Here is a 15,192-nt window from a genome sequence, read left to right as displayed (position 1 = left end):
GGTGCCTTGCCCGTGAGGTTGTGGGCCCGGCCTGCGCCGGGGCGACGATCCTTGCTGATCGTTGGTTAGCCGGATGCTGGCTCGCAGGTTCTCGGCTTGCGAAGCGACTTCCCACTTCGTGCGTCATCCCGGCAAAGGCCGGGATCCATTCACTTGGGTTCGCGCATTTCCCTCATCGGAACCATTGCTGAATTGCGACAGGATGAACGACCTTCGCGATAACTGTGATAGAACTAACCCGTTGGTCTGCAAACATTGAGCGAATTATCCGATTGCCAGCCCGCTATCGCGCGGGGCAACAGGAGGAGAGAAACTCATGCAGATCAGCAGGATTGCACTGGCCGCCGTGCTTGTGGCCGCCTTGCCGCTCGGCAGCGCTGCAATGGCCGAAACCGTTACGCCGACGAGCGAACCCGCCGCGAAGGAATGGTATCCCAAGACGCTCGACCTGACCGCGCTGCGCCAGAACGAGGCGACCAAAGCCAATCCCTATGGCCCGGACTTCGACTATGCCAAGGAATTTGCCTCGCTCGATCTCGATGCGGTGAAAGCCGATATCCGCAAGGTGCTGACAACGCCGCAGCCGTGGTGGCCGGCCGACTATGGCCACTACGGCCCGTTCTTCATCCGCATGGCCTGGCACAGCGCGGGGACATATCGCACCGGCGACGGGCGCGGTGGTTCGGACGGCGGCGAACTGCGCTTCGAGCCGCTCAATTCCTGGCCGGACAACGTCAACCTCGACAAGGCCCGCCGCCTCGTCTGGCCGATCAAGCAGAAGTACGGGCGCAAGCTTTCGTGGGGCGACCTGATGGTCCTGACCGGCAATGTTGCCATGGAGGACATGGGCTTCAAGACCTTGGGCTTTGCCGGTGGCCGCGTCGATGCCTGGCAGCCTGACCTCGTGTTCTGGGGACCCGAGACCAAGCTGCTCGACGACAAGCGCCGGGATGGCAAGGGCAACCTCAAGGGGCCGTTGGGCGCGACGCAGATGGGCCTGATCTACGTGAACCCGGAAGGCCCGAACGGCGTGCCCGATCCTCTTGCGGCTGCGGCCGACATCCGCCGCGCCTTCGGCGCAATGGCGATGACCGATGAAGAAACCGCGGCGCTGATCGCTGGCGGCCACACCTTCGGCAAGGCGCACGGCGCGCACAAGCCCGAGGAATGCGTCGGCAACGATCCGGGGCAGGGCAAGATCGAGCAGCAAGGCCTTGGCTGGGCCAACAAATGCGGCAAGGGCAATGCCGAGGACACGGTGACGAGCGGGCTGGAAGGCGCATGGTCGGCCAACCCGATCGCCTTCACCACGCAGTATCTCGACAATCTTTACGGTTTCGAATGGGTCAAGACCAAGAGCCCGGCCGGGGCGACGCAGTGGATCCCGAAGGACCCGGCGGCGGCAAACCTCGTACCCGACGCGCACCGGCCCGATGTGCGTCACGCACCGATCATGTTCACCACCGACATCGCGATGCGCGAGGACCCCGGTTTCCGCAAGATCACGCAGGGCTGGCAGAAGAACCCGCAAGCCTTCAGCGACGCCTTTGCCCGGGCCTGGTTCAAGCTGACCCACCGCGACATGGGACCGCAAGCGCGCTACCTTGGCAAGGATGCGCCGAAGGTGACGATGACATGGCAGGACCCGCTGCCCAAGGCGAACTACGCCATGGTCGACGCCGCGGACATTGCCGCACTGAAAGGCAGCATCCTGTCATCCGGCCTGACCACGGCCGAGCTGGTGCGCACGGCCTGGGCCTCGGCCTCGACCTTCCGCGCGACCGATATGCGCGGCGGGGCCAACGGTGCTCGCGTGCGGCTTGCCCCGCAGAAGGACTGGGCGGTCAACGATCCGGCAGAGCTGGCGAAGGTGACGGCCAAGCTCGAGGCAATCCGCCTCCGCTTCAACAAGGCGGCCAAGGGTGGCAAGCAGGTGAGCCTGGCTGACCTGATCGTGCTGGGCGGCAATGCCGCGATCGAGCAGGCAGCCAAGGCCGCAGGGCATGACGCGAGCGTGCCGTTCACGCCGGGCCGGGTCGATGCCACGCAAGCGCAGACCGACGTCGAATCGTTCAATTACCTCCAGCCAAAGGCCGATGCCTTCCGGAACTACTACGCGGCGGATTCCTTCTACGGGCCGACCGAAGCGCTGGTCGACAAGGCAGACATGCTGGGGCTGACCGTGCCGGAGACGACCGTGCTGCTGGGCGGAATGCGAGCACTCGGCGCGAATGCCGCTGGATCGAAGGCGGGCGTGTTCACCGACCGTCCCGGCACGCTGAACAATGACTTCTTCGTCAACCTCCTGTCGATGGACACGGTTTGGACGAAAGCGGCCGCACCCGGCCTCTACGAGGGCAAGGACCGTGCAAGCGGTGCCCTGAAGTGGACGGCGACGCCGGTCGACCTCGTGTTCGGTTCGAATTCCGAACTGCGCGCGGTAGCGGAAGTCTATGCCTCGGATGACGCGAAGGACAAGTTCGTGGCCGACTTCGTGGCGGCCTGGACCAAGGTGATGAACGCCGACCGTTTCTGATCGGTCAACCAATGCAGGGCGGCGGCGGAGCGATAGGCTACGCCGCCGTTTCCTGTTCGGGATCGCGCTGCCCCAGCCGCGGCGCGATCAACGCGCAGGCGATGAGCTGGAGTTGATGGAACACCATCACCGGCAGGAGCACGATGCCGACCGAAGCGGCCGGGAACAATACACCGGCCATTGGCACACCCGAGGCCAGGCTCTTCTTCGAGCCGCAGAACAACAGGACAATGGCATCCTCGCGCGGTAGCTTCATCGCCTTGGCGGTCTGCCAGGTTGCAGCAAGGACCAGCGCCAGCATGACGAGGCAGACCAGCGTGAGCACGAGCAGGCTTAAGGGGGCAACGCGCTGCCACAGTCCCTCGACCACGGCGGCGCCGAACGCGGCATAGACGACGAGCAGGATCGAGCCGCGATCGACCTTGCCCACCCATGCCTTGTGGCGGGCGATGAAGCCGCCGATCCACGGACGCAGCAGGTGCCCCGCCACGAACGGGAGGAGCAACTGCAGCACGATCGTTTCGGCAGAGGCCCAGGAGGACCCGCCTGTTGCCCCGCCCATCAACAGCGCAACAAGCGCCGGCGTGACGAAAATCCCGGCGAAGTTCGAGAACGATGCAGCGCAGACCGCAGCTGCCACGTTCCCGCGGGCGATGGCGGTAAAGGCAATCGAGGACTGGACCGTGGAGGGCAGCAGAGCAAGGAAGAGCAAGCCCGCACCGAATTCGACCGGGAGAAACGGCAGGGCGCGAGCGGCAAGCCCCAGCAGCGGGAACAGCGCGAAAGTCATCGCCAGCACGGCCAGGTGCAGTCTCCAGTTGCGGGCCCCCTCCCAGATCGCTTCACGCGACAGCTTGGCACCGTGGAGAAAGAACAGCAGCACGATCCCCGCATCTGCCGCTCCATCGACCAGCGGCACGAATGCGCCGCGCGCCGGCAGCACGCTGGCGAGGACGACCGTTGCAACAAGAGCGAGCAGGAATGGATCGAGCAGGGAGGCGATGCGCCGGAACATATAAAGGACCTGCTTCAACGAAAGGGGTGCGGACCTCTTGTGCGCTTGCGACAGTGTGTCAAGGCACAGGGTTCTGGCGTTGGAGCAGGGACCTGACACTGGCGCGCGCAACTGGCGAGCGTCTCAGCGAATGGCAATGGCGCACCCGACAGGATTCGAACCTGTGGCCTTTGCCTTCGGAGGGCAACGCTCTATCCAGCTGAGCTACGGGTGCAGGGCCGAGACGGCACCTAGCAGCGGCTTGGCGGGCATGCCAGCGATTTTGTGTTCCAGTCGCGTTTAGCAATTTGGGAACGGGTTGCGGGCTAGGCCGGAGCCATGAACGGGGTTTCGACGTCATCAGGTGATTCGCGCGCCGCGCTGCCGCAGGCGGGCCGGGCCGAGTTCGGCCATGCCGCTGGCAATGCCATGTCGATGAAGTGGTCGGCATTGCACGATGCCGCTGCCGTGGTCTGCACTCTCGCGGGTTTGCAGCAGGAAATGCGCAAGCCCGAAGTGCGCAACTTCCCGGCGATCATGCGTGATACCGGTGGATGGCGCTATGACTTGGCGAAGCAGGGCGTTGACGATCTCGCCGCGATCATGGAGCCGGGATTGGCGGCATTGCTTGCGGTTTCGGCGCGCGGGCAAAGCCCCGGCCCGGCCGCGACGGCGCTGTGGCATGAATTCCTGGCATCGCGCGCCGCCTTGCTGGCGCTGGTACCGCCATTGGGCATCAAGCGGCGGGCCTGATCAGCTTCCCCAAGCGGCGCACTGGGGATCAATGCCGACAAGCTGACGGCGCAACGAGGCGCGGGCAAGACGTTCCACTTCGGCCTTGCGGCGTGCAGCAGCCAGCGGAATGGTGGGCGCAGGGCGCAGAATCTCGGCATCATAACCGTCGGCGACGATTACCCCGCAAGCATGCGGCAGGAAATTGTCGGTGTCGAGCACGGCACGGTCAAGATGCGGCGCAAGTCCCCAGTAGAACCGGTCGCAATGATCCAGGTAATCGGTCCACTTGCCATCGCCCAGCAGGTCGGCCCGGGAGACCTTGATCTCCACGATCACGACCTGCCCCTTGGCGTCGATGCCCATGAGATCGGCGCGCCTGCCGGAACGAAGCGGCATTTCGGGCAGGCACCAGATGTCGTTGCGTGCGAACAGGCGGCAGATGCCGCGCGCGACGGCGCGTGCTTCGCGTTCGACGACATCCGGGCTTGCGCCGGGACTAGTGGCAGCTGATTCGATCATGTCGCCAGTTTAGAACAAATGCCGAACGCGTAAAGGCTTAGAAGAAGCCCAGTGTCTGAACGAACAACCACACGCCGGTGGCAACGAGCAGCGCGGCGGCAACCATTCGCACGATGTCGAGCGGAACACGCTTGATCAATTCGTTGCCGAAGATCACGGCTGGGACGTTGGCAATCATCATGCCAAGCGTCGTACCGGCAGTGACCGCGATGGCATCGTTGAAGCGTGCGCCCAAAGCAATCGTGGCGATCTGCGTCTTGTCGCCCATCTCGACGATGAAGAATGCCACCAGCGTAGTGAGAAATGCGCCGTAGCGCGAAGGCTTGGGTGCTTCGTCCTCGTCCATCTTGTCCGGCACCAGGGTCCACAGGCCCATGGCGACGAAACCGATGGCAATGGCGAAGCGGAACCACTGGCCATCGAGGAAGGAGGCGGCGGTCGCACCGAGCAGGGCAGCGAGGAAGTGGTTGGCAAGCGTTGCGCCAAGGATGCCGAGGACGATCGGCAGCGGCCTTTTGAACCGGGCGGCGAGGATGATCGCGAGCAATTGCGTCTTGTCGCCAATCTCGGCGAGCGCGACAATCGCGGTGGACGTGCTGAAGGCTTCGAGCATCGACAATTCCGGGGCCGGGCGGAGCGATCAGGCCAACGACAGCTTACCCCTCCGCCCGGCCCGGACGATGGGTTCGCTGTCATTGGTCTCGCCCGGTGGACAAAAGTCCTGCCGCCTGCGCCATGGTCTCTCGACCAAGCATGTTGACGCTGAGGGCCGCGCCAGGCCCGAAAACCTGCCAGCGGTGGCTACTCCCCAAATGACGTGGGGTGCCGTTAGCTGCGTATGGCGTGGCATGCAAGTGCAGGCTATGGGCAGTAGCAACGCTATCCGACCACGGGTGCGCCGGGGAAAGTCAGATCGTGAAGCGCATTACCGTTGCCGTCCTTGCCTGCAGCATTGCGCTGCCCGCGCAGGCCGAGGAAGGCCCGTGGACGTTGTCAGCCTCGGCGCGGCTGCGTGTGGAATCGATCGGCGGGCAGTTCCGCCCCGCCCCTGCCCCCGCAACCGACACGATGGTTTCGCTCAGGACCGAGCTTGCCGCCGGCTATGATGCCGGGCCGGTGCGGTTCAATGCCGAGCTCTGGGACGCGCGGGCTTGGGGACAGGACGCGCGCTCTTCAGCGAACACTGGCGAGGTCAACGCGCTCGAACTGGTGCAGGCGAACATGGCGGTGAAGCTGGCGGGCAAGAGCACGCTGACGCTGGGGCGCTACACCCTCGACCTCGGCAACCGGCGCATGGTGGCGCGTCAGCGATTTCGCAATACGACCAATGCCTTCACGGGCGCGCATCTTGAGCTGGACGGGGGCAAGGGACGCAGGCTCGACCTGATGTTCGCCCTGCCCCACCAGCGCCTGCCGGACGACGTTGCGGGCATTCGCGAGGACCGGGTGAAGTGGGACCGCGAGAACTTCGACGTCATGTTCTTTGGCGCGCATGGTACGCTGCCGCAGGTGCTTGGCGGGACCCTTCAGCCCTATGCCTTCGGACTGATCGAGCGCGACGGCGCGGGGCTGGCGACAGCGAACCGGCGGATCGGCACGGTGGGCGCGCGCCACTTCGTGAAGGCAAGCGCCGGGGCTTGGGACCACGACGTCGAAGGCGCGGTCCAGTTCGGCAAGGCACGGCGGACATCGGGGGCGGCGGATGTGACCGATCTCAACGTGTTCGCCTGGTTCGTCCACGCCGATGCCGGCTATACCTTTGCCGGTGGTTGGAAGCCTCGCGTGGTGGCGATGTTCGACGCCGCGAGTGGCGATAAGGGCAGCGCACACAAGTTCACCCGTTTCGACACGCTCTATTCGGCGCGGCGCTTCGAATTCGGGCCAAACGGGCTTTACGGGCCGTTTCGGCGGAGCAACATCGTCTCGCCCTCGCTGCGTCTGGAAGTGACTCCGTCGAAGCGAACCGACGCTTTCGTGGCGTGGCGCACGGCCTGGGCCGAGAACCGGCGCGACCAGTTTGCCGCGACCGGGGTGCGTGATGCCAGCGGAGCCTCAGGCAGCCTCGGCGGGCACCAGATCGAAGGGCGCGTACGGCACTGGATCGTGCCGGGGCTGCTGCAGGTGGATGGCGGAGCGGCAGTGCTGTTCAAGCGGAGCCTGCTGCGCGACGCGCCGAATGCGCCGCCGACCGGGAATACGACCTACGGCTATTTGGATGTCACGCTGACGCTCTGACGCGCAGCGAGGTCGCGCAGGATCGCGTGCTTGTGCGCAGCCGATGCCGTGAACCATGCGGTGATTTCAGCCAGTGTGCGATGGCAACCGCGGCACTGCGTGCTGACCGGATCGATTTCGCAGACACCGGTGCATGGGCTGGGCGGGTGATCGTCGTTCACCGGTCGGACTTTTCCGCCGCCAGCCGCGTCATCAGCAGGGCAGCGCGCTTGGCCTGGGTCCAGATGCTGGCGACATCGACAGTCTCGCCGGGCGCATGGTCGCCCGTGGAATGGGGGCCGAGGCCGACGAGACCGTCGATGTATTCGGCAACGAAGCTGATGTCGCCCGCGCCGCGCTTCATCGGATCGAGCGGCTGCATCTCAGGCAGATCGAGCGTGGCGTTGACCCGATTCAGCTTGGCGAGGAGCGCCTTGTTGCCTGCGGTCGGCGCCATCGGCGGGTAGCCTTCGCTGAACGTGATCTTCGCCGAGGTGACGCCTGGGTAACTGCGCGCCACGATCCACTCCATCTTGCGCATCGCGGCAGCGTTCTGTTCGAGGCTGAGTGTGCGCAGGTCCCCGCGCGCCACGACCTTTCCGGGGATAATATTGGTCTTGCCCTGCGCCGAAACATGCGCGTTGTCATCGGCCACGTCAGCTTCCGCCCCACCTGCGATCAGGCCCACGTTAAGGGTAAGGTAGGGTTCGGGCAGCTCCTCCCGGAAAGCGCTCAAGATCCTCGACGCAGCATAGATGGCGCCATCGCCGGCGTTCGCCCCCCAGACACCGCTGGAGTGGCCGGACTTCGCCTCGACCGTCAGCGTCCAGCTTTGCGAGGAGCGGCGGGCGATCGATCCCATGTCCTTGCCATTTTCGCGGCTCAGCCCTTCGAAATCGAGCGCGACATCGGCAGCCTTGGCTGCGGTGACAAGATCTGCGCGTGCGACTTCGGTGGGGGAGCCTGCCTCTTCCTCGTCACCGGTGAGGAATACCTCGATGTTGGCGTTCTTGAGCGTGCCTGCCGTTTGCATGGCACGAACGGCGGCGAGGATCACGGCGATACCGCCCTTGTCGTCACCCACGCCGGGACCGGTCGCCTTGTCGCCGTTCAGCACATAGGTCTGGAACGGGGAATCTGGCTCGAACACGGTATCGAGGTGGCCGATCAGCAGGAGCTTCTTCCCGCGCTTGCGACCCTTGTGCGTGAGCACGAGATGCCCGGCGCGCCCGGTCTGCTCCATCGGAATCCAGCGCGAAGTGAATCCCAGAGCCGTGAACTCGGGCGCAACGATATCGCGCAACCTTCGTACGCCTTCGAGATTGCGGCTGCCCGAGTTCTGGTTGACCATTGTTTCAAGGAACTTGAGGGTGCGCGCCTGTTCGGCATCGACGGTGGCGACCATCCTTGCCTCGGCCCCCGTGGGCGCGGCCTGCGCAGAGCTGCCGACAAGGACGAAGGCAGAAACCAGACCAATCGTGAAACGCATCGACCCACTCCTTTTGCGGGCACGTTGGCGAGCTGGACGAAGCCTTGCAACCGCCTTTTGCCCGAATTTCCTTGCTTTAACGGGAAGTGCTGCCTATGTGCACCGCAGCAAGACCGGTGGCGGGCAACCCGCTGCAGTCCGGATGCTGGCGTGAGATTTCGCTGAAACGGCAGAAATCCGCTCCGGACGAACGGTTGTTGCCCCGCCCGCTTCCCCTTTCACGCATGGGTCGCATGATCGACCCCGCTCGTGCCCTTCAGGCGCGTGCGCCCAGCGAATTCAACTCGCGCGTCGGCCCTGCGCCGATGCGCCCACGAAAGCATATTCATGTCATTCTTCGCCGAACTCGGCCTTGCCGAACCCATTCTCCGCGCCCTTGAAACCAAGGGCTACAACGATCCCACGCCAATCCAGCGCCAAGCCATCCCGGCCCTGCTGCAGGGCCGTGACCTGCTTGGCATCGCGCAGACCGGCACCGGCAAGACCGCCGCGTTCTCGCTGCCTTCGCTGCACCGGCTTGCCGCCAATCCGCAGCCGCGCAAGCCGGCCTCGTGCCGCATGCTGGTGCTTTCGCCGACGCGCGAACTGGCCGCACAGATCGCTGACAACATGAAGGGCTATGCCCGCAATCTCAATATGTCGGTCGACTGCGTGTTCGGCGGCGTGCCCGTCGGCAAGCAGGCCCGCCGCCTCGTGCCGGGCGTCGACATTCTGGTCGCCACGCCGGGCCGCCTGCTCGACCTGATCGACCAGCGCGCGCTGACGCTTGGCCGCACCGAAATCTTCGTGCTCGACGAAGCCGACCAGATGATGGACCTCGGCTTCATCCACGCGCTGAAGCGCGTGGCCAACCTGCTGCCCAAGACCCGCCAGAGCCTGTTCTTCTCGGCCACGATGCCCAAGGCCATCGAAGATCTGGGCAAGCAGTTCATCGTCAATCCGGTGCGCGTCGAAGTCGCCCCGAACTCGACCACGGCCGAGCGGGTCGAGCAGTACGTGACCTTCATCAACCAGGCCGAGAAGCAGGCCCTGCTGACGCTGCGCATCCGTGCGCTGCTGGCATCGAAGGAACTGGACCGCGCGCTGGTGTTCACCCGCACCAAGCACGGCGCCGACCGCGTGGTGCGCCACCTTTCGTCCGCAGGGATCGACGCTCGTGCCATCCACGGCAACAAGAGCCAGGCGCAGCGCACTGCCGCGCTCGAGGCTTTCCGTCAGGGTTCGTGCCCGGTGCTGGTCGCTACCGACATCGCCGCGCGTGGCATCGACGTTTCGGGTGTGAGCCACGTGTTCAACTTCGAACTGCCCAATGTGCCCGAACAGTACGTCCACCGCATCGGCCGCACCGCGCGTGCCGGCGCTGATGGCATTGCCATCAGCTTCTGTGCGCCGGACGAGAAGCCCTACCTCAAGGACATCGAGAAGCTGACCCGGGTCAAGATCGACACCATGGGCCTGCCCGAGAATTTCATGGCCGAAGCCGCCAAGCTGCCTGCACCGAGCCGCAAGCCTGCGGAAATGGAGCAGGATGCCCGCCGTGACGCGCGCGATGCACGCGGTAATGGCGGTCGTGGTGCCGGCGGTCAGGGTCGCGGCGGCGAAGGTCGTGGGGGGCAGAACCGCAACAGCCAGGCCCACGGGGGCCGCGCGCAAGGCCGGGACGGGCGCCCGCGCGATGTCTCGCCGCGTCAGGAGCGTCGTGACGGCGGTGCCGCCGATCGTGGTCCGGTGCGCAATCCGGTGCTCGAAGCCACTCTTAACGGTGGCGAGCGCGAGGACGCGGGCAAGCCGCGTCGCTTCCGTCCGCGCGGTGCGCCGGGCGTCGGTGCGCACAAGCACAAGGTTCGCCGCGCGAGCTGATCTGCGGAAGGCTCGGCCCTGCCCCAAGGCAGGGCTGTCCTCCGCCTCAAAAGCTTGGCATAGGGACGCGCAATGGACAGCGTTCTAGCCTCGGCGATTGCCATGACCGTGATCGTCGCGGTGCGCTATCTGATCACCAGCGGAATGTTCGCCTGGGCGACGCACAAGGTGCGGCCGGGGCATTATGCTGGCCTTGAAAAGCAGATCCGTTCGGAGATCACCTGGAGCCTCGCCACCGCCGCAATTTACGGCGTGCCGGCCGGCGTGGTCGCGTGGGGCTGGCAGCAGCGCGGATGGACCAGGATCTATGCCGACCCGCTGGCCTATCCGCTGTGGTGGATGCCGGTCTCGCTGCTGCTTTACCTCTTCATCCATGACACCTGGTTCTACTGGACGCATCGCTGGATGCATCGTCCGCAGGTGTTCCGGCGCATCCATGCCATCCATCATGCCAGCCGCCCGCCCACGGCATGGGCCGCCATGAACTTCCATCCAATCGAGGCGGCGATCGTCTCGCTGCTGATTCCGGCGCTGGTCTTCGTCATCCCGATCCATGTCGGGATGCTCGGGCTGGTGCTGCTGGTGATGACCGTGATGGGCGTGACCAATCACATGGGCTGGGAGATGTTCCCCCGCTGGCTCGTTCATTCTGGCGCAGGGAACTGGCTGATAACGGCGAGCCATCACCATCGTCATCATGAACTCTATCGCTGCAACTACGGTCTCTATTTCCGTTTCTGGGACCGGCTGTGCGGCACAGACAAGGGACTGTCCGCACCATGAAGCGCGCCTTACTCCTTCTGCCATTTCTTCTCGCCGGAAATGCCCCTGCGCCGACAAGCATCACGGTCGACATCAATGGCCTGCGCAATGCCAAGGGCATGATCTGGCTGTGCATGAGCGCAAACCCCAAGCTGTTCCCGGAAGGATGCGACAAGGACCCCAATCGCCGCACCGCGTCGATCCGGGCAGACCAGCCCGGCCCGCTGGTGATCCGCGACGTGATGCCGGGACGCTATGCCATCGTTCTCCTGCATGACGAGAATGGGAACAAGAAGATGGACAAGACGCTGTTCCTGCCGAAGGAAGGTTTCGGCTTCTCGCGCGATGCGCCGGTCAAGATGTCGGCGCCCAAGTTCGAGGCGGCGGCCTTTGACGTTACCGGCGGCGCACCTGTCCGCATGAAGATGAAGGTCCGATACCTGTAGTGCCAGCCGCTTCTGCCAAGCCTGTCCATGGAAGTCCCCTAGCACCGTTCCGTTACCCCGCATTCCGGGCAATCTGGACGGCCAACCTGTTCTCCAACATCGGCTCGATGATCCAGTCGGTGGGCGCGGCATGGCTGATGACCGAGCTGACCACCAGCCACGTGCTGGTGGCGCTGGTTCAGGCCTCGGCAACGATCCCGATCCTCCTGCTGGGCGTATTCGCGGGCGCCATTGCCGACAACTACGATCGCCGCCGGGTGATGCTCGCGGCACAAACCGGCATGCTGATCGTGTCCTCGGTGCTGGCCGTGCTCGCCTATACCGGCAATGTCGGGCCATTCTCCTTGCTGGCGCTCACGTTGATGGTGGGTATGGGTACGGCGCTGAACGGCCCCGCATGGCAAGCGTCGGTGCGGCTGCAGGTGGGGCGGCAAGACCTGCCGCAAGCAATCTCGCTCAATGCGATCTCGTTCAATCTGGCAAGGAGCGTCGGGCCAGCGCTCGGCGGGATACTCATCTCGCTGTGGGACACGAGCCTTGCCTTTGCGCTCAACGCAATCAGCTATCTCGGCATGATCGTGGTGCTGTCGCGCTGGCGGCCCGAATCGCTGCCGCCGATGCGCGAGCCGATGCTGGCGGCGATCGGTCGGGGCGTGCGGTTCTGCGCCTCGTCCTCGCCGATCCGCAAGGTACTGCTGCGCGGTCTGGCCATCGGCTTTGGCGCGGCAGGCCTGCAGGCACTGATGCCGAGCGTGGCGCGCGACATGCTCAAGGGCAGCGAGCTTGATTACGGCCTGATGCTGGGCGGGTTCGGCATCGGTTCGATCGTGACGGCACTGTTCGTCTCGAAAGTGCGGCAACGGCTTGGCAGCGAGACCGTGGTGACCGGGGCGACGCTGATATTCGCCTGCGCGCAATTGCTGATGGCTTCGGCCACGGGCATCCCGATGGCCGTGCTCGCCGCCTTCGTGGGTGGCATGGGTTGGGCCAGCGCAATGACCAGCCTCAACGTGGCGATGCAGTTGCGCAGTCCGGAAGACATTCTCGGCCGCTGCCTGTCGATCTATCAGGCGGTGACCTTCGGCGGCATGGCGCTGGGCGCATGGTGCTGGGGCTCGGTGGCCGATCTTGCCAGCTTGCCGACCGCACTTCATGCCGCAGCGGCGTGGCTGGTGCTTTCACTTGCCATGCACTTTTTTGCGCCTATGCCGACGCGCGAAGAGGGGCGGCTGGACGCTGTCCCTGCGCCAAAACGCTAGAAGTTCGAAGGTTCTCGCCATGACCGACGCCCGCCCCTTGCGCTCGCTTCTCTACATGCCGGCCAGCAATGCCCGGGCGATGGCCAAAGCGCGCAGCCTCGATTGCGATGCAGTGTGCCTCGATCTGGAAGACGCGGTGGCGCCCGAAGCCAAGGCCGAAGCACGCACGGCGCTGGTCGCCGAGTTGCAGGCAGGAGGCTTCGGTCATCGCCGGCTGATCGCGCGGATCAACGGCCTGTCGACGCCATGGGGGCATGACGATCTCGCTGCGCTCGCACAGGCTCCGGTCGAGGCCGTGCTCGCTCCGAAGGTCGATGACGCTGCCGACGTGCAGGCACTTTCGGCCGGGATGGACGCTGTCGGCTTCGCGCCCGATGTCAAACTGTGGGTAATGGTCGAGACGCCGCGCGCCGTTTTGGCGCTGGAGCGGATTGCCGATTGCGCAAGAGACACGCGGCTTGCAGGCTTCGTGCTGGGGCTCAACGATCTCGCCAAGGATAGCGGCATTGCCCAGTTGCCGGGGCGCATGGCCTTCCTGCCGGTGCTGACCATGGCCGTGCTGGCGGCGCGGGCCAATGGCCTCGTGATCCTCGACGGCGTGTGCAACGCGATCGAGGATACCGCGCGGCTCGAAGCCGAATGCGTGCAGGCGCGCGATTCGGGATTTGATGGAAAGACGCTTATTCACCCTGCGCAACTTGCCACGTGCAACCGTGTGTTCGCACCGAGCGAAGCCGATATCGCCGAAGCGGAGTCCATCGTCGCGGCCTTTGCCGACCCGGCAAATGTCGGCAAGGGCGCGCTGCGCCTCAACGGGAAAATGGTGGAATTACTGCACCTTGCCCAAGCCGAGAAGGTATTGGCCACCGCCGCCGCCATCGCTGCGCGTTAACCCCGTATAAGCTCCACTGGCGCAACTTAAGCACTTCTTCACGAAGTTGCGCCAGACCAGTCCTCAATCAAGGGGACCAGGTGAGCCTGATGGATACTTTGCGTGGATTTGATCGTGACGCCGCCGAGGCCGAACTCGACCTCTCCGGTTTCGAGGACGACGTTCCGAGCGAGCCGCCGCCGCCGGTGGTGGGGCAGGACGAGCGCCGCATGCAGGTGCGCGCCTACAACTACTGGGCCGGCCTGCTCGGCGAACATTCGTTCCCGCTGGTCACCCCGCTGCTCTCGGGCACTTATCCGGACTTTGCCGACAACCTCGTGCTGCTGCACTTCGACGAGGGGATCGAGGACCCGGCGATTGCCTTTCTCGGCGCCAGGCTGGCCGACGAGTGCGGCACGGAAAGCTCGATCACCCGCCTGAGCCAGGTGCCCGGCCGCTCGCTGCTGTCACGCATCACCGACCACTACATGCAGATCATCGCCAATCAGGCGCCGATCGGCTTCGAGGCCGAGTTCGTGAACCACTTTGGCCGCACAATCCTCTACCGTGGCATCCTGCTGCCGTTCTCGTCGGACGGCACGCGCATCGACTACATCATGGGTGCGATCAACTGGAAGGAACTGGCCGACCAGGCGACGACCGACGAGTTGCTGCTGGAAATCGGGCAAGCGCTCGATTCGGCGCCGATCAAGAGCCAACCGCGCCGTCCGCTGATCGAGCCGACCGATGCCTGGGCCGATGGCCCCGCCTCGCTTGATGCCGCTATCTTCCCTGAGCCCGCCTTCGGGCTCGACGACGATATCCTGCCACTGCCCGCAGGCGCGCCTGCCGATGAACCGGAAGCCCTGCCCGAAGCCTTGGCCGACTGGCTCGCCTCTGCGCGCGAACTGGCCCTCGTGGCCAATTCAAGCGAAGATCGCACTCGCAGCGCCCTTTATGCCGCGATCGGGCGGGCCTGGGACTTCGCCCTTGCAGCGCAGGCAGAACCGGAAGAGTTTGCCGAACTGCTCGAAGACGCAGGGCTGACCATGCAGGAGCGCGCGCCGATGACGCCGGTGGTCAAGCTGGTGTTCGGCGCCGACTACGACAAGACGCGCCTCACCGAGTACGCCACCGCGCTGACCCATGCGCAGCGCATCGGCCTCGGCCGGGGTGAGCTGGGCGCCTACCTCTCCGAAGCCGCTGGTGGCCTCAAGGGCGTGATCAATGCCGAGCGCCGCCTGCGCCGCGAGGAAGCCGGCAAGGCGCTGGCCAGGCGCGGCCCTGAAGCGCTGGCGCAGTCGCTGCGCGCGCTGCCGGCACGCAAGGTCACCGAGATCGCGCCACCCGAAGGCGAGGAATTCGCGCTGGTGGTGCTGCGTCGCCTCGAGAGCGGCGAGATTGTCGCTCTTGGCGAGGTGCACGATGACGCCGCCCTGTTCGAACGTGCGGCGCGCCATCTGATCGGCTGACAGACTGCCCCTGCAGGTGCCTTGCGCAATGGCGG

At 65.1% G+C, this 15,192-nt stretch carries 14 protein-coding genes, 1 tRNA gene and 1 riboswitch; of the genes, 9 read left to right on the top strand and 6 right to left on the bottom strand.

The window, feature by feature from the left end; genetic code table 11:
• Positions 1-316 precede the first annotated feature (316 nt).
• Positions 317-2,536: a catalase/peroxidase HPI gene (katG, locus tag AC3WLM_RS09230; RefSeq protein ID WP_492477190.1), complete on the top strand. Its 2,220-nt coding sequence runs from the start codon at positions 317-319 to the stop codon at positions 2,534-2,536.
• A gap of 37 nt (positions 2,537-2,573) precedes the next feature.
• On the opposite strand, the gene AC3WLM_RS09225 is transcribed toward katG, so the two are convergent.
• Both AC3WLM_RS09225 and AC3WLM_RS09220 read right to left on the bottom strand, forming a co-directional pair.
• Positions 2,574-3,551 (bottom strand): bile acid:sodium symporter family protein, encoded by a 978-nt coding sequence (locus tag AC3WLM_RS09225; RefSeq protein WP_492478109.1) that lies wholly within the window; start codon positions 3,549-3,551, stop codon positions 2,574-2,576.
• A gap of 137 nt (positions 3,552-3,688) precedes the next feature.
• A tRNA-Arg gene (locus AC3WLM_RS09220) sits at positions 3,689-3,765 on the bottom strand.
• A gap of 104 nt (positions 3,766-3,869) precedes the next feature.
• Between AC3WLM_RS09220 and AC3WLM_RS09215 the strand changes: the two genes are divergently transcribed.
• Positions 3,870-4,283: a hypothetical protein gene (locus tag AC3WLM_RS09215; protein ID WP_039332999.1), complete on the top strand. Its 414-nt coding sequence runs from the start codon at positions 3,870-3,872 to the stop codon at positions 4,281-4,283.
• Here the strand turns inward: AC3WLM_RS09215 and AC3WLM_RS09210 are convergent, their stop codons facing one another.
• Positions 4,284-4,784, bottom strand: coding sequence for an MmcB family DNA repair protein (locus AC3WLM_RS09210; protein WP_492477189.1), 501 nt, complete (start codon positions 4,782-4,784; stop codon positions 4,284-4,286). It lies immediately after the preceding gene.
• Positions 4,785-4,821: 37 nt separating this feature from the next.
• Entirely contained in the window at positions 4,822-5,397 is a 576-nt protein-coding gene (locus AC3WLM_RS09205) for a TMEM165/GDT1 family protein (RefSeq protein ID WP_492477188.1), read from the bottom strand.
• Between the two features lie 25 nt (positions 5,398-5,422).
• Positions 5,423-5,607, bottom strand: a riboswitch (yybP-ykoY riboswitch).
• A gap of 92 nt (positions 5,608-5,699) precedes the next feature.
• On the opposite strand from AC3WLM_RS09205, the gene AC3WLM_RS09200 reads away from it, so the two are divergent.
• Complete coding sequence (locus AC3WLM_RS09200) at positions 5,700-7,019, top strand: alginate export family protein (RefSeq protein WP_492477187.1); 1,320 nt, start codon at positions 5,700-5,702, stop codon at positions 7,017-7,019.
• Here the strand turns inward: AC3WLM_RS09200 and AC3WLM_RS09195 are convergent.
• Complete coding sequence (locus tag AC3WLM_RS09195) at positions 6,992-7,180, bottom strand: DUF1289 domain-containing protein (RefSeq protein WP_039333007.1); 189 nt, start codon at positions 7,178-7,180, stop codon at positions 6,992-6,994. The two genes, AC3WLM_RS09200 and AC3WLM_RS09195, sit on opposite strands and share 28 nt — an antisense overlap.
• A complete protein-coding gene (locus tag AC3WLM_RS09190) occupies positions 7,177-8,487 on the bottom strand; it encodes a M20/M25/M40 family metallo-hydrolase (RefSeq protein ID WP_492477186.1) in 1,311 nt (436 codons plus the stop codon). Before AC3WLM_RS09190 ends, AC3WLM_RS09195 begins: the two co-directional genes overlap by 4 nt.
• Before the next feature lie 327 nt (positions 8,488-8,814).
• Between AC3WLM_RS09190 and AC3WLM_RS09185 the strand changes: the two genes are divergently transcribed.
• The 6 genes from AC3WLM_RS09185 to AC3WLM_RS09160 all read left to right on the top strand — a co-directional run bounded on the left by AC3WLM_RS09185 (position 8,815) and on the right by AC3WLM_RS09160 (position 15,157).
• The gene (locus tag AC3WLM_RS09185) at positions 8,815-10,347 is read left to right on the top strand and encodes a DEAD/DEAH box helicase (RefSeq protein WP_492477185.1); all 1,533 of its coding nucleotides are present in this window, start codon (positions 8,815-8,817) and stop codon (positions 10,345-10,347) included.
• Between the two features lie 72 nt (positions 10,348-10,419).
• Positions 10,420-11,130, top strand: a complete 711-nt coding sequence (locus AC3WLM_RS09180; RefSeq protein WP_062342427.1) for a sterol desaturase family protein — start codon at positions 10,420-10,422, stop codon at positions 11,128-11,130.
• Complete coding sequence (locus AC3WLM_RS09175) at positions 11,127-11,555, top strand: DUF2141 domain-containing protein (RefSeq protein WP_039333014.1); 429 nt, start codon at positions 11,127-11,129, stop codon at positions 11,553-11,555. Before AC3WLM_RS09180 ends, AC3WLM_RS09175 begins: the two co-directional genes overlap by 4 nt.
• The gene (locus AC3WLM_RS09170) at positions 11,555-12,814 is read left to right on the top strand and encodes an MFS transporter (RefSeq protein ID WP_039333016.1); all 1,260 of its coding nucleotides are present in this window, start codon (positions 11,555-11,557) and stop codon (positions 12,812-12,814) included. The genes AC3WLM_RS09175 and AC3WLM_RS09170 overlap by 1 nt, the downstream gene beginning before the upstream one ends.
• Before the next feature lie 19 nt (positions 12,815-12,833).
• Complete coding sequence (locus AC3WLM_RS09165) at positions 12,834-13,706, top strand: HpcH/HpaI aldolase/citrate lyase family protein (protein ID WP_492477184.1); 873 nt, start codon at positions 12,834-12,836, stop codon at positions 13,704-13,706.
• An 89-nt stretch (positions 13,707-13,795) separates the two neighbouring features.
• Positions 13,796-15,157 (top strand): PAS domain-containing protein, encoded by a 1,362-nt coding sequence (locus tag AC3WLM_RS09160; RefSeq protein WP_492477183.1) that lies wholly within the window; start codon positions 13,796-13,798, stop codon positions 15,155-15,157.
• The last annotated feature ends 35 nt before the right edge of the window (positions 15,158-15,192 follow it).

The sequence above is a fragment of the Novosphingobium sp. FW305-C-30-35 genome, assembly GCF_058783135.1.
The sequence above is the reverse complement of the archived record's forward strand: the minus strand, read 5'-3'. Positions and strand labels throughout refer to the sequence as shown.

Bases quoted from the DNA above. Each gene is read 5' to 3' on its own strand.
- AC3WLM_RS09215 (WP_039332999.1), top strand. From the start codon at position 3,870: ATGAACGGGGTTTCGACGTCATCAGGTGATTCGCGCGCCGCGCTGCCG.
- AC3WLM_RS09185 (WP_492477185.1), top strand. From the start codon at position 8,815: ATGTCATTCTTCGCCGAACTCGGCCTTGCCGAACCCATTCTCCGCGCC.
- AC3WLM_RS09190 (WP_492477186.1), bottom strand. From the start codon at position 8,487: ATGCGTTTCACGATTGGTCTGGTTTCTGCCTTCGTCCTTGTCGGCAGC.
- AC3WLM_RS09225 (WP_492478109.1), bottom strand. From the start codon at position 3,551: ATGTTCCGGCGCATCGCCTCCCTGCTCGATCCATTCCTGCTCGCTCTT.
- AC3WLM_RS09210 (WP_492477189.1), bottom strand. From the start codon at position 4,784: ATGATCGAATCAGCTGCCACTAGTCCCGGCGCAAGCCCGGATGTCGTC.
- AC3WLM_RS09160 (WP_492477183.1), top strand. From the start codon at position 13,796: ATGGATACTTTGCGTGGATTTGATCGTGACGCCGCCGAGGCCGAACTC.
- AC3WLM_RS09175 (WP_039333014.1), top strand. From the start codon at position 11,127: ATGAAGCGCGCCTTACTCCTTCTGCCATTTCTTCTCGCCGGAAATGCC.
- katG (WP_492477190.1), top strand. From the start codon at position 317: ATGCAGATCAGCAGGATTGCACTGGCCGCCGTGCTTGTGGCCGCCTTG.
- AC3WLM_RS09165 (WP_492477184.1), top strand. From the start codon at position 12,834: ATGACCGACGCCCGCCCCTTGCGCTCGCTTCTCTACATGCCGGCCAGC.
- AC3WLM_RS09205 (WP_492477188.1), bottom strand. From the start codon at position 5,397: ATGCTCGAAGCCTTCAGCACGTCCACCGCGATTGTCGCGCTCGCCGAG.
- AC3WLM_RS09180 (WP_062342427.1), top strand. From the start codon at position 10,420: ATGGACAGCGTTCTAGCCTCGGCGATTGCCATGACCGTGATCGTCGCG.